Annotated in this window: 12 protein-coding genes; 7 read left to right on the plus strand and 5 right to left on the minus strand. The window is 71.6% G+C overall.

Features of this window, described 5'->3' with window-relative positions:
* Nucleotides 1–5 precede the first annotated feature (5 nt).
* From Aiant_RS23405 to Aiant_RS23415, 3 genes are read left to right on the plus strand one after another with little or no spacing between them, the layout of a single operon-like run.
* Complete coding sequence (locus Aiant_RS23405) at nt 6–635, plus strand: TetR/AcrR family transcriptional regulator (RefSeq protein WP_189329002.1); 630 nt, start codon at nt 6–8, stop codon at nt 633–635.
* Nucleotides 619–1,524 carry an ABC transporter ATP-binding protein gene (locus Aiant_RS23410; protein WP_189329003.1) on the plus strand — a complete coding sequence of 302 codons (906 nt, stop codon included), beginning with the start codon at nt 619–621 and terminating at the stop codon, nt 1,522–1,524. Before Aiant_RS23405 ends, Aiant_RS23410 begins: the two co-directional genes overlap by 17 nt.
* Entirely contained in the window at nt 1,521–3,092 is a 1,572-nt protein-coding gene (locus Aiant_RS23415; RefSeq protein WP_189329004.1) for an ABC transporter permease, read from the plus strand. The genes Aiant_RS23410 and Aiant_RS23415 overlap by 4 nt, the downstream gene beginning before the upstream one ends.
* 36 nt (nt 3,093–3,128) lie before the next feature.
* Here Aiant_RS23415 and Aiant_RS23420 read toward each other — a convergent pair whose 3' ends face one another.
* The 4 genes from Aiant_RS23420 to Aiant_RS23435 form a co-directional block, all read right to left on the minus strand.
* A complete protein-coding gene (locus Aiant_RS23420; protein WP_189329005.1) occupies nt 3,129–4,757 on the minus strand; it encodes a Na+/H+ antiporter in 1,629 nt (542 codons plus the stop codon).
* A gap of 72 nt (nt 4,758–4,829) precedes the next feature.
* The gene (locus tag Aiant_RS23425) at nt 4,830–5,351 is read right to left on the minus strand and encodes a DUF4142 domain-containing protein (protein ID WP_189329006.1); all 522 of its coding nucleotides are present in this window, start codon (nt 5,349–5,351) and stop codon (nt 4,830–4,832) included.
* Nucleotides 5,352–5,427: 76 nt separating this feature from the next.
* The gene (gene ahcY / locus Aiant_RS23430) at nt 5,428–6,888 is read right to left on the minus strand and encodes an adenosylhomocysteinase (RefSeq protein ID WP_189329007.1); all 1,461 of its coding nucleotides are present in this window, start codon (nt 6,886–6,888) and stop codon (nt 5,428–5,430) included.
* 128 nt (nt 6,889–7,016) lie between these two features.
* Complete coding sequence (locus Aiant_RS23435) at nt 7,017–7,871, minus strand: hypothetical protein (RefSeq protein WP_189329008.1); 855 nt, start codon at nt 7,869–7,871, stop codon at nt 7,017–7,019.
* A gap of 83 nt (nt 7,872–7,954) precedes the next feature.
* On the opposite strand from Aiant_RS23435, the gene Aiant_RS23440 reads away from it, so the two are divergent.
* From Aiant_RS23440 to Aiant_RS23455, 4 genes are all read left to right on the plus strand, one after another.
* Nucleotides 7,955–8,875, plus strand: coding sequence for a LacI family DNA-binding transcriptional regulator (locus tag Aiant_RS23440; protein WP_189329009.1), 921 nt, complete (start codon nt 7,955–7,957; stop codon nt 8,873–8,875).
* 61 nt (nt 8,876–8,936) lie between these two features.
* Nucleotides 8,937–9,263 carry a YciI family protein gene (locus tag Aiant_RS23445; protein WP_189329010.1) on the plus strand — a complete coding sequence of 109 codons (327 nt, stop codon included), beginning with the start codon at nt 8,937–8,939 and terminating at the stop codon, nt 9,261–9,263.
* Complete coding sequence (locus Aiant_RS23450) at nt 9,256–10,410, plus strand: RNA polymerase sigma factor (protein ID WP_189329011.1); 1,155 nt, start codon at nt 9,256–9,258, stop codon at nt 10,408–10,410. The genes Aiant_RS23445 and Aiant_RS23450 overlap by 8 nt, the downstream gene beginning before the upstream one ends.
* A 73-nt stretch (nt 10,411–10,483) precedes the next feature.
* Nucleotides 10,484–12,067, plus strand: a complete 1,584-nt coding sequence (locus Aiant_RS23455; RefSeq protein ID WP_189329012.1) for a methyl-accepting chemotaxis protein — start codon at nt 10,484–10,486, stop codon at nt 12,065–12,067.
* Here the strand turns inward: Aiant_RS23455 and Aiant_RS23460 are convergent.
* Nucleotides 12,064–13,092: a WD40 repeat domain-containing protein gene (locus Aiant_RS23460; protein WP_189329013.1), complete on the minus strand. Its 1,029-nt coding sequence runs from the start codon at nt 13,090–13,092 to the stop codon at nt 12,064–12,066. The two genes, Aiant_RS23455 and Aiant_RS23460, sit on opposite strands and share 4 nt — an antisense overlap.
* Nucleotides 13,093–13,159: the final 67 nt, after the last annotated feature.

Here is a 13,159-nt window from a genome sequence, read left to right on the forward strand (position 1 = left end):
CACATGTGAGTAGCGACAGCGACCTGACCGCGCGGGCCCGGATCCGCGACGCCGCGATCACGCTCTTTGCCGAGCGGGGCATCGCGGGCGCCACGATCCGGGACATCGCGCAGGCCGCCGGGGTCTCCTCCGGCCTGCTCCGGCACCACTTCGGGTCGAAGGACGGGCTGCGCGACGCCTGCGACGAGTGGGCCATGAGCCGCGTCTCCGAGCTCCAGCTCCGGTTCGCCGAGACCCAGGTGGTCGGCGCCCTGCCGCCGGACACCATGAGCCTCCAGCGCTACCTGGTGCGGTCGCTGATGGACGGCTCGCCCACCGGGATGAAGATGTTCGCCGAGTCGGTCGACCGCGGCGGCCTCTGGCTGGAGCGCACCGGCATCGACAGCGCCGACCCGCGCGCCTTCGTCGCCGTGCTCGCGGCGATGAAGATGGGCATGTTCCTCATGCACGAGCAGCTCAGCGACGTGCTCGGCGAGGACGTCAGCCTGATGCCCGGCTGGCTGCGCATGGTCCGCGCCTCGGTGGAGATCTTCCGGCAGCCGCTGCTCACCCCGGAACAGGCCGACCAGGCCAGGCAGGCGCTGGATCGGCTCGCACTCCACGAAGGGGAGTCGCACCATGGCCGAGGCGATTGATGCCGAAGGACTGATCAAGCGGTTTGGGAAGGTCACTGCCCTGGACGGGCTCGACCTCACGGTCCGGACCGGGGAGGTGCACGGGTTCCTCGGGCCGAACGGCGCCGGCAAGACCACCACGATCCGCATCCTGCTCGGGCTGATGCGCAACGACGGCGGGAGCGTGCGCCTGCTCGGCGGTGACCCGTGGTCCGACGCGACCCGGCTGCACCAGCGGCTGGCGTACGTGCCCGGCGACGTCACCTTCTGGCCGAACCTCACCGGCGGCGAGGTGATCGACCTGCTCGGCCGGCTGCGCGGCGGGCTCGATCCGCGACGCCGCGACGACCTGATCGAGCGGTTCGAGCTGGACCCGCGGAAGAAGGGCAGGACGTACTCGAAGGGAAACCGGCAGAAGGTGGCGCTGATCGCCGCTCTCGCCTCGGACGTGGAGCTGCTGCTGCTCGACGAGCCGACCTCCGGGCTGGACCCGCTCATGGAGGAGGTCTTCCGCGAGGTCATCGTGCAGGAGAAACAGCGCGGTGACCGGACGGTGCTGCTGTCCAGCCACATCCTGGCCGAGGTCGAGGCGCTCTGCGACCGGCTGACCATCATCCGCGACGGGCGTGCGGTGGAGACCGGCACGCTCGACGACCTGCGGCACCTGACCCGCACCACGATCCGGGCCGAGCTGACCGGCCCGGTCAACGGCCTGGCCGGCCTCGCCGGGGTGCACGGCCTGACCACCACGGACGGGCGGGTGGCCTTCGACGTGGACGCCGACGCGCTGGAGCCGGCGTTGCAGTCCCTGGTCGCGGCCGGGGTGCGCAGCCTGGTCAGCCAGCCGCCGTCGCTGGAGGAGTTGTTCCTGCGGCACTACACCCGCGGCGCGGCCGGGAGCGCGCGATGACCGGCACCGGCAAGCTGCTGCGGCTGATCCTGCGCCGGGACCGGATGATCCTGCCGCTCTGGGTGCTGCTGCTCGGCATCCTCCCGCAGGTCTACATCGCGGGCTTTCAGAAACTGTTCACCACCGACGCCGAGCGCTTGGCGTACGCGCACGTCAGCGCGTCCAACGCCGGGTTCACCGGGCTGTACGGGCCGCTCTCCGGGGACAGCCTCGGCGAGCTGGTGGTCTGGCGGGCCGGGTTCGTCCCGGTGATGATCGGGCTGGCCGCGCTGCTCACCGTGATCCGGCACACCCGGGCCGAGGAGGAGGCCGGGCGCAGCGACCTGATCCGGGCCACCGTGGTCGGCCGGTGGGCCCAGCTGGCCGCCGCCCTGCTCGTCACCATGACGGGGTGCCTGGTGATGGGCCTGATCGTGACCGCCTCGATGATCGGGGCGGGGGAGCCGGCCGGCGGCTCGGTGGCGTTCGGCGCGCTGTTCACGCTCAGCGGCTGGCTGTTCGCCGGGGTGGCCGCGATCGCCGCCCAGCTCACCGGCAGCGCCCGGGGCGCCCGGATGATCGCGGTGCTGGTCCTCGGGGTGTCGTTCGTGCTGCGGATGGGCGGCGACATCTCGGCGATCGGGGACGGGCGGCTGGACTGGCTCGCCTGGCTCTCCCCGCTCGGCTGGGTGCAGAAGATCGTGCCGTACGGCGAGAACGCCTGGTGGCCGGCGATCCTGTCGCTGCTCGTCACGGCGGTGACCCTGGGCGTGGCGGGTTACCTGCTCACCAAGCGGGACCTGGGCGCCGGGCTGCTCGCCGCCCGCCTCGGCCCGGCCCACGCCGCAGCCGGGCTGTCCTCGCCGCTCGGCCTGGCCTGGCGGCTGCACCGCGGGCTGCTGCTCGGCTGGACCGCCGGGTTCGCCGCGCTGGGTGTGGTGTTCGGCGGGGTCGGCACCAGCGTGGTGGACCTGGCCGAGGGCAACAGCGGGGTGAGCGACGCCTTCAGCAAGATCGGCGGCACCGGGTCGGTGACCGACGCCTACTTCGCGACGACCGCCGGGCTCTGTGGACTGATCGTGGCGATCTACGCGATCCAGGCCGGGTTGCGGATCCGCGACGAGGAGCAGAACGGGCATGCCGAGCTGATCCTGAGCACCGCCGTCGGGCGCACCTCGTGGGCCGCGAGCCATCTGCTGTTCGCGCTGTTCGGGCCGGCCGTGGCGCTGGCGGCCGAGGGGGCACTGGCCGGGGCGACCTTCGGCGACGTCGGGGTGGTGCTGGCCGGGTCGCTGGCCCAGTTGCCGGCCGTCTGGGTGCTCGGGTCGGTTGCCGTGCTGCTGATCGGGGTGCTGCCCCGGTTCGCGGCGGTGGCCTGGGGCGCGGTGGCGGTGTCGCTGCTGATTCTGCTGGTCGGTGGGCTGCTGGAGTTCCCGCAGTGGGCGATGGACGTCTCGCCGTTCACGCACGTGCCGCAGCTGCCGGCGGCGAGCTTCACGGTCGTACCGGAAATTGTTTTGATCGTGATTGCCGTGACGCTCGGCGGTGTCGGACTCGCCGGACTGCGGCGCCGGGACATCCCGGCGTGAGGGCCGGCCGGCGGCGAGTGCCGCCGGCCGATCCGCTCAGTGGGTCTTGCTCCGTTTGGGCAGCACCAGTTCCTCGTGGTCCAGCTCGCGGTTGAGGACTCGCAGGTTCTCGTCGTCCAGGCGGCCGGCGTCGCGCCAGCGCAGCAGCTCCTCCCGTTCCGCGTCGATCACGGCCTGCCGGACGGACAGGGCCGCCTCGTACTGCGGTGACGGGGGCACCTCCGGCGAGTCGGCCTGCTCCAGCACGTCGAGCCGGTGCCGGTAGCGGTCGAGGCGGACCTGGAGCTGCTTGCGCATGGTCTCCATCGCCTCGTCCTCGACGTTGTCGTGGTGCTCGCTCTGGATGTCGTCGAGGCGGTTCAGCGCGGCGCGGACCGCGGCCGAGCGGGCCTCGTTGCGCAGCCGGGCCTTGTCGGTCTCGTTGGCGCGCAGGCCGAGCCGGCGGACCAGCGGCGCGAAGGTGAGGCCTTGGCCGACCAGGGTGACCAGCACCACCGAGAAGGCGCAGAAGGCCAGCAGGTCGCGGTTCTCGAAGTCCGGGAGGCTGTAGACCGCGGCGAGCGTGATCACGCCGCGGGTGCCGGCCCAGCTCAGCGCGATGGACTCCTTGCCGCTGAGCGACCTCTCCTTGACCGTGCCGGAGTCGTCCTCGCCGCCCAGCCGGGTGTGCAGCGAGCGGGGCAGCAGCTGGGTGAGCACCAGCCACAGCGGGCGCAGGATCAGCACGACGCCGAGCGTGACCGCCAGCGCGATGACGATCGTGCTGGTCTCGTAGTGCTTCAGCTCCTGCACCACGGTCTTCATCTGCTGGCCGATCAGCAGGAAGACCACGCCCTCCAGCAGGAAGTCGATCAGCCGCCAGACCGCGCTGGTCTGCAGCCGGCTGGCGCCGGACGCGTACCGCGGGGTGTCGTGACCGATGATCAGGCCGGCCACCACCACCGCGAGCACCCCGGAGACGTGCAGGTGCTCACCGGCCAGGTATGCCGCGAACGGGGTGACCAGCGAGATCGCGTTGGCGGTCAGCGGGTCGGCGCGCAGCACCCGGAGGAACCGCACGATCCAGGCGACCCCCCAGCCGACCAGCACGCCACCGGCCGCGGCCACGACGAACTCGCCGACCGTCGCCTTGACCGAGAAGTCCTCGTGCCCGGTGGCCACGTCGCTGGCGACCAGCAGGATGGTCAGCGCGGTCGCGTCGTTGAGCAGGCCCTCGCCCTGGATCAGGGTGATCAGGTTGGTGGGCAGGCCGGCCTTGCGGCCGACGGCGAGCGCGGCGACCGGATCGGGCGGGGCCACCGCCGCGCCCAGGGCGACGCCCGCGGCCAGGCTGACGCCGGTGACCCAGAAGGAGAACCCGTAACCGACCAGCAGCGCGGTGGCGATCACCAGGGCCACCGACAGGCTGATCACGGTACGCATGTTGCGCCGGATGTCGAGCAGTGACGAGTCCAGCGCCGCGTTGTAGAGCAGTGGCGGAAGGATGAATGTGAGAATGAGTTCCGGTTCGAGTTCGACGTTCGGACCGGGCAGGTAGGCGTAGGCGATTCCGAAAACGGTCAGCAGGACAGCGGCGGGCAGGCCGGTCTTCCCGGTGATCCAGTGCACCAGCACGATGACCGCGACGGCGCCCAGACCGAAAAGAAGGGTCTCCTCGAGGCTCATCCGCCTATTCTTCGCTACTCCCGATCACATCGTTGTGGCAGGTCGATGACGTGATCGGGAGTAATCCCGAAATCAATCCCGGCCGGCCCGCCTCAGGGCGGCGCGGTGACGCTTGATGATCGGCAGTGCGCCCCGGGCGATCTGCTGCACCTCGGCCTCGTCGCCGTCGGCCAGTTCGGTGCGGATCAGGCGCGCGGCCTGTGCGTGCAGGGTCGCCTGGCTGGTCAGGAAGACCTCGTCGAAATCGGTGCGGGAGGTCGCCTGGTAGAGCGCGATGCCCTGCTGGACGGTGCTGTTCGGCGCCGTGTCCAGTTCGACGTGCAGGGCGGCGGCGACGTCGCGGACCGCCGCGTCGAGGTGGACGCTGTCGGCGGCGAACCGGGCGCCCAACTCCCGGATCCGCGGGTCGGCGGCCTTGTGCGCGGCGATCCGGCCGAGCCGGATCTGGGCGAGGTTGCCCTGGTGGGCGGTGCGCAGGAAAGCGGCGTCCGGGTCGAGGCGGCGGGCCGGCGGCGCCATCGCCGAAGCCGCGGTGGCGGGCGCGATCATCGCGGCGGCCAGGCCGAGGACTGCCACAAGGCGTGCAGCGTGCATGAAAATCCCCCTATGTCGGAGACCGCAGGCTAACCGCGATAAAACCGACATAGGGGGACTATTTACTGCTTATAACTCAGTAGCGGTAGTGCTCCGGCTTGTACGGGCCCTCGACGTCCACGCCCAGGTACTCCGCCTGCTTCTTGGTCAGCGTGGTGAGCCGGACGCCGAGCGCGTCCAGGTGCAGGCGCGCCACCTTCTCGTCCAGGTGCTTGGGCAGGACGTAGACCTGCTTGGCGTACTCGCCCGGCTTGGTCCAGAGCTCGATCTGGGCCATCACCTGGTTGGTGAACGAGTTCGACATGACGAAACTGGGGTGGCCGGTGGCGTTGCCCAGGTTCATCAGCCGGCCCTCGGACAGGATGATCACCGAGTGCCCGTCCGGGAAGCGCCACTCGTGCACCTGCGGCTTGATCTCCACCTTCTCGACGCCGGGGACCTTGGCCAGGCCGGCCATGTCGATCTCGTCGTCGAAGTGGCCGACGTTGCCGACGATCGCGTTGTGCTTCATCGCCTGCAGGTGCTCGACCCGGATGATGTCGGTGCCGCCGGTGGTGGTGACGAAGATGTCCGCCTCGCCGACCACGTCCTCCAGGCGAACCACCTGCATGCCGTCCATCGCCGCCTGCAGCGCGCAGATCGGGTCGACCTCGGTCACCACGACGCGGGCGCCCTGGCCGCGCAGGGTCTCCGCGGAGCCCTTGCCGACGTCGCCGTAGCCGCAGACCACGGCCAGCTTGCCGCCGAGCATCACGTCGGTGGCCCGGTTCAGCCCGTCGACCAGGGAGTGGCGGATGCCGTACTTGTTGTCGAACTTGCTCTTGGTGACCGCGTCGTTGACGTTGATCGCCGGGAAGAGCAGGGTGCCCTCCTTGGCCAGCTTGTAGAGCCGGGCCACACCGGTGGTGGTCTCCTCGGTCACGCCGCGGATCTCGGCGGCGATCCGGGTGAACCGCTGCGGGTCCTCGGCGAGGCTGGTCCGCAGGGTGTCCAGGATGATCGAGTACTCGTGCGAGTCGGCCTCGGTGGCCTGCGGGACCGCGCCGGCCGCCTCGAACTCGACACCCTTGTGCACCAGCAGGGTGGCGTCGCCGCCGTCGTCCAGGATCATGTTCGGACCCCGGCCGTTGCCGAAGTCGAAGAGCTGGGTGGTGGCCCACCAGTACTCCTCGAGGGTCTCGCCCTTCCAGGCGAAGACCGGGACGCCGGCCGGGGCGTCGACGGTGCCGGTCGGGCCGACCGCGACCGCGGCGGCCGCCTCGTCCTGGGTGGAGAAGATGTTGCAGGACACCCAGCGCACCTCGGCGCCGAGCGCGACCAGCGTCTCGATCAGGACCGCGGTCTGCACGGTCATGTGCAGCGAACCGGCGATCCGGGCGCCCGCGAGGGGCTTCGACTCGCCGAACTCGGCGCGCAGCGACATCAGGCCCGGCATCTCGTGCTCGGCGAGGCGGAGCTGGTGGCGGCCGGCCTCGGCCAGGGTGATGTCGGCGATCGCGAAGTCAAGACCGTTGACGGATCGAAGTTTGTCGCTCATAGAAAGAGGGCTCCTCCCTCTCAGGAGGCGCCCTTACGTCAAAACGCCAGACCGAGCGTGGCGGGCGTCGTTGCCCGTTGCAGCGCCTCTCGGATAGGCGTGACTACTTTATCGTCTTCGTCGCTTGATCACATGCGCCTGAGGGTTCCGTCGGTGTCGGTAATGACATAGGTCCCGTCGCCGAGCGGTTCGAGATCGTCCGGCTCCATCGTGACGATGCCCAGGTCGCCGAGGACCTCACCGGTGCGGGTGCCGACCCGGAAATGCCGCCACGAGTCGTCACCGCCGGCGACGACCACGATCGCGGTCTCGTCGTCCAGGTAACCACCGGCGAACTCGACCGAGTCCGCCCCGAAGTCCTCCGCGGTCAGCCGGAACCGGACCTCGCCACCGGGCAGGTCGTGGAAGGCGACGTCGTCCTGCCCGTGCTCCACCGTCATGAACTGGCTCTCGTCCGGCGCGACGCTGATCGGCACCCGGTCGTACCAGCCGAAGTCGTGCGGCTCGCCGTCCGGCCCGGCGAGGAAGACCCGGCCGCCGTCCTGACCCTCGCCGACGTCGAGCAGCATCCGCCCGTCGCGCAGGGCGTGCTGGCCGCCACCCTGTCCGGCGGTCTCCAGCGGGAACCGGCGGCGCGGCTCGCCGGTGGCCGCGTCCAGCACGATCCACTCGTCCAGGTCGCCGCGGCCCGCCTCGCTCTGCGGCGCGTAGACCCAGACCAGGGTGTCGTCGGCGGAGAACACCGCGTCGATCATGAAGGAGCCGGCCCACTCGCCCTGCGGGCCGAGCTCGAAGCGCCACCGCTCACGTCCGTCCGGGTCGATCCGGACGACCGCGTCGTCGGTCGCGTAGACCAGCGAGTCGCGGGCCGAGGAGACCGACCAGCTCCAGACGTCCGGCGGCAGCGGAAAGATCCGGAGCGGCTCGAGGGCCTCGTCGAACACCTGGACGTCGTCGCCGGACCGGCGGGAGATCACGCGCACGCGGGAAGAGTACGTCACGCGATGGGGCGGAATGAGATCAAAGACCTTCCATGCGACCTCAGAAACCCATCATTCTGTACGGCGTGAAGCCCCCGCACCGGATCCAGGAGATCGCCGCGCGGGCCGGTCTCAGCCCGGCCACCGTGGACCGAGTGCTGCACCAGCGGGGCGGTGTCCGGGAGAGCACCGCCCGCCGGGTCCATCAGGCGGTCGCCGAGCTGGATCGGGAGTTCGAGCAGATCCGCGTCCTGACCGTCGACCTGGTGCTGCCCCGCGGCTCCGGCGCGGACGTGCCCGCGGCCCTGGATCTGGACCTGCCGATCCAGCTCCGCACGCATCTCGCCGACGACCCGGTCGCCGCGCTCCACCAGGTCGCCCGGTCCCGCTCGGACGGCGTGATCGTGCTGGCGCCACCGCTGCCCGAGGTGGCCGACGCGGTGGGCCGGCTGGACGTGCCGGTGGTGACGCTGAACGTGGATCTGCCGGCGGGCAAGCGGATCGCGCACGTCGGGGTGGACGACTTCGAGGCCGGGGCGACCGCGGCGTACCTGGTCGAGCAGTGGCTGCACGACCGGGCCGGCGACGTGCTGGTGGCCGGCGGGGCGGCGGCGGAGCGACGGACGGCCGGGTTCCGGTCGGTGCTCGGCCCGGCCCGGCGGCTGCACGAGGTGAGCGGGCCGGAGCAGGCGCGGGCCACGCTGGCCGGCACCCCGACGGTGCGGGCCGCGTACGTGCCGGCCGCGGGCGGCTGCGCCGAGGTGGTCGCGGCGTTCGCGGCCGAGCAGCGCAACTACGACGTGGTCGTGGCGCACGGGCTGGATCCGGACACCCTGGCGCTGCTGCGCGCCCAGCAGATCTCCGCGGTGCTGCACCAGGATCTGCGCGCCGACCTGCGGCACGCGTGCCGGGCGATTCTGCGGGCACACGGGGTGTTGCCCGGGCCGATCCGCTCGCACCCGGCCGCCGTGCAGATTTTCACCCCGTTCAACGTCCCGGTGTCCTGATCCCCGGCAGTCGTTCGTCATGCAGGTGAGACATGCGGGTGAGACCGAGAAAGGGAGACCGATGAAGTACATGATGTTCGTCTGCACCGACACCGAGCCGGAGACCGAGCTGGAGGCCCCGGACATCGAGAAGTGGGTGGCCGAGAACGACGCCAGCGGGCGGCGGGTGCTGGGCAACCAGCTCGCCTCGCCGTCGGCGGCCACCACGGTCCGGGTCCGCGGCGGCAAGCTGCTGCTCACCGACGGCCCGTTCGCCGAGACCAAGGAGGTGATCGTGGGCTTCGACATCCTGGAGTGCGCCGACCTGGACGAGGCGATCGAGGTGGCCCGCGCCCACCCGATGGCCTGGGGCGGACGGGTGGAGCTGCGGCCGTACCACGGTGAATGAGGTCTTCTTCAGGGAGTCGTTCAGCCGGATCGTCGCCACGCTGATCCGGCTGACCGGCGACTGGACCCTGGCCGAGGACTGCGCCATGGACGCCATCGAGTCGGCCCTGCGGCGCTGGCCCCGCGACGGGGAACCCGACAATCCGGGCGGCTGGCTGATGATCACCGCCCGGAACCGGGCGATCGACCAGCTGCGGAGGGCGGCCATGGCCGAGCGGAAACTGCGTGACCTGGCGTTTCTCCAGGAGAACGACGCGCCGGCGCCGGAGGAGGACGACCGGCTGCGGCTGATCTTCACCTGCTGCCACCCGGCGCTCGCCATGGAGTCCCGGGTGGCGCTCACCCTGCGCACCGTCGCCGGCCTGCCGACCACCGAGGTGGCCCGGCTCTTCCTGGTCGGCGAGGCGGCCATGGCCAAGCGGCTGACCCGGGCCAAATCCAAGATCGCGGAGGCCCGGATCCCGTACCGGGTGCCGTCCGGCGCGGCCCTGACCGAGCGGCTGCCCAGCGTGCTCGCGGTGCTCTACCTGCTCTTCACGCACGGCTACGACGGCGAGCCGGAGCTGGAACGGGAGGCGATCCGGCTGGCCCGGCTGCTCGCCGCGCTGATGCCGGCCGAGCCGGAGGTGTCCGCCCTGCTGGCCCTCTGCCTGTTGCAGCACTCCCGGCGGGCGGCCCGCCAGGACGCGGCCGGTGACCTGGTCACCCTGGAGCGGCAGGACCGGTCGCGGTGGGACCACATCGCGATCGCCGAGGCGGTCGGCCTGCTCGCCGCCCATCCGGTGACCGGCCCGTACGCCATCCAGGCGCACATCGCCGCCTGCCATGCGACCGCACCGGACTTCGCCGCCACCGACTGGTCCGCCCTGGCCGCCTGGTACGACCAGCTCGCCCGGGTGCACCCGTCCCCGGTGATCGAGGTGAACCGGGCGGTGGCGCACGGCTACGCGTACGGCCCGGCGGCCGGCCTGGAACTGCTCGCGCCGATCCGGGACGCGGTCGCCGACTACGCACCGGCGCTGGCGGCCGAGGCCGATCTCACCGCCCGTGCCGGTGACCGCGCGGCCGCCGCCGAGCTGTTCCGCCGGGCGGCCGCGGCGGCGACCTCGGACGCGGAACGGCGTGCGTTGCTGAAGCGAACCGGTTGACTCTTGGTTGCCGGGGTCAGTCCCGCCGAGGAGGTGCCGAACCAGCGGGTACCGACGAGGAGAGGGATGGACAATGGCCGGAAACGGTGGGCTCGGGCAGTGGTGCCGGGACCGTAAGGTCTCGACCAAGGTGCTTGCGGTCGCCGGCGTGGCGATCGCCGGGACAGTGGTGACCGGTGTGCTCGCCGTGACCGGGATCAGCGACATGGCGACCACGCGGAACGCTGAGATCGGGCAGATGCTGCCGTACGTCACGGATCTCAACGACGCCGCGCTGTTGCTCAAGGGCGCCGCCAACGACGAGCGGGGCTACCTGATCACCGGCGACCCGAAATTCTCCAAGGAGGCCCTCGGGCGGCAGGAGAAGGTGAAAACGTCGCTGGACGCGGCCCGTGCGCTGGCCGGCCCGGAGACCGCGAAGGTCGACGCGATCGAGGCGGCCAGCGACAAGTGGTTCGTGGCGGTCAAGGACGAGTTCACCCTCTACGAGACCAAGCCCAGGGCGGCCGTCGAACTCGCCCTCGGGGCGAACCGGGACCTGCGCAAGAGCTACGAGGCCCTGCTCTCCGAGGAGATCAGCGCGGCCAACCAGGCGCTGCTCGCCGGGCGCGGGTTCGACCACGCGGCGGACCGGACCCGGACCCTGGTGATCGCCGCCCTGGCCGCGGCGCTGCTGCTCGGCGTGGGCTGCGCGCTGTTCGTGGCCCGGCTGATCATCGTGCCGCTGCGCAAGGTGAGCGGCGTGCTGGACCAGGTCGCCGAGGGTGACCTCTCCGGCGACCCGGACGTGCACCAGCGCGACGAGCTCGGGCACATGGCCGACTCCCTGCGGGCCGCCACCACATCGCTGCGGCAGACCGTGACCGACCTGGCCGCGCACTCCGAGTCGCTGGCCTCCGAGGCCGGCGCGCTCGCCGCCACCAGCAAGCAGAGCACGGTCAGCGCCGAGCAGGGCGCGCAGCAGGCCGCGACGGTCGCCGACTCGGCGGCCACCATGTCGCTGAACATCCAGACCGTGGCGGCCGGCTCGGAGGAGATGGGCGCGTCGATCCGGGAGATCAGCGAGAGCGCCACCCAGGCCGTGCACGTGGCCAACCGGGCGGTCGACGTCACCCGCAACACCAGCGCGGTGATGGCCAAGCTGGGCGAGTCGTCGGCGGAGATCGGTGACGTGATCAAGACGATCACCGCGATCGCCGAGCAGACCAACCTGCTGGCGCTGAACGCCACCATCGAGTCGGCCCGGGCGGGCGAGATGGGCAAGGGCTTCGCGGTGGTCGCGAGCGAGGTCAAGGAGCTGTCCCAGGAGACCGCGCGGGCCACCGAGGACATCGGCCAGCGGGTCGCCGCGATCCAGGCGGACACGGCCGGCGCGATGACCGCGATCCAGGAGATCAGCGAGATCATCCGGCAGATCAACGACTTCCAGACCACCATCGCCTCGGCGGTGGAGGAGCAGACCGTGACCACCCAGGAGATGAGCCGCAACGTCACCGAGGCCGCCGAGGCCGGCTCCCGGGTGGCCGGGACGATCACCGGAGTGGCCGCGTCGGTGCAGCTCACCACGGTCGGCGTGGCCGAGGCGGACCGCGCCGCCACGCACCTGGCCGGGATGTCCAGCGACCTGCGCCAGATCGTCGATCGCTTCCGCCTCTAACCGGACCGATAGACCCCGCCGGCCGCGATCACCACCAGGTGGCGATCGCGGCCGGCCGCGTTAACGACCCTTTCCGGTACGCCCACCGCCCGCCACCCACGCGCATCAGCCGACTCCCACAGTCCGCCGCCGGACACCACGAACCGCCCGTTCGCCCTGGTCAGCGACTGCACCCCGGTCGGCGCCCCACCGAACGTGGCCACCTCGCTCCAGGCGCCGCCGTGCAGCCGCCACACCCCGAACGAGGTCCCGTGCGGCCCGGCCGCCAGCACGTCCTCGCCGTCGATCAGCACCCGCTGCAACTCGGTGTAGACACCCGCGTCCGGCGGGTCGAGGCGGCTCCACCGGGTTCCGTCCACACTGGTCCAGGCGGCGGCCCGCCCGTTCCGGCTGCCTGCCACCAGCCAGCGCCGGTCCGGCAGCTCGACGACGTCCCGGGCCGCGGTGCCCGGCCCGGCCAGGCCCGGCGCGTTCTCGAAGAGGGTGAACGTGCCGCCGTCCGGGGAGAGCCAGAACGCCGCGCCGGACGACCGGTTGCCGGCGATGGCCACCCCGTCCGGGCCGGCGGCCAGGTGCGCCACGTCGACCGCGGTGTCCCCGCCGTAGGTCTCGAACGGCGCCGGGTTCTCCGCCATCCGGCCGTCCGGGAGCCCGCGCCAGGAGCTGATCCGCAGGTTGCCGTGCGCGCCGCCGGGCGCCCCGCCGAGCATCGTGACCCGGCCGTCCGCGCAGGCCACCATCGAGATGACCTGCTGCGGGCCGTAATAGCTGCCGGGCAGCGGCCGGAACGCGACCGGGGTCCAGGTGACGGCGTCCGCGCTGCGCCAGGCGGCCGGGCGGGAGGTGCCGCCGGCGGCGGGGAGCGCGCCGGCGACGTACCAGAAATCGCCGCAGGCGGCGGCCCGCAACGTCGCGCCGGCCGCACCCGGAAGCTCGACCGTGGCCCAGGCCGGCTCGACCGGCTCGCTCTTGCAAGCCGTGAGCAGCGCGGTGACGAGCAAGCCGCAAGAAATCCAGGCCCTCATGAAAGATCCAAGCAATTCACCGAGAAAACGGGACAGGCTCTTGTGGAGCAGATCACAGGAATTCTAT

The organism is Actinoplanes ianthinogenes, from assembly GCF_018324205.1.
In the GTDB taxonomy this organism is placed as follows: domain Bacteria; phylum Actinomycetota; class Actinomycetes; order Mycobacteriales; family Micromonosporaceae; genus Actinoplanes; species Actinoplanes ianthinogenes.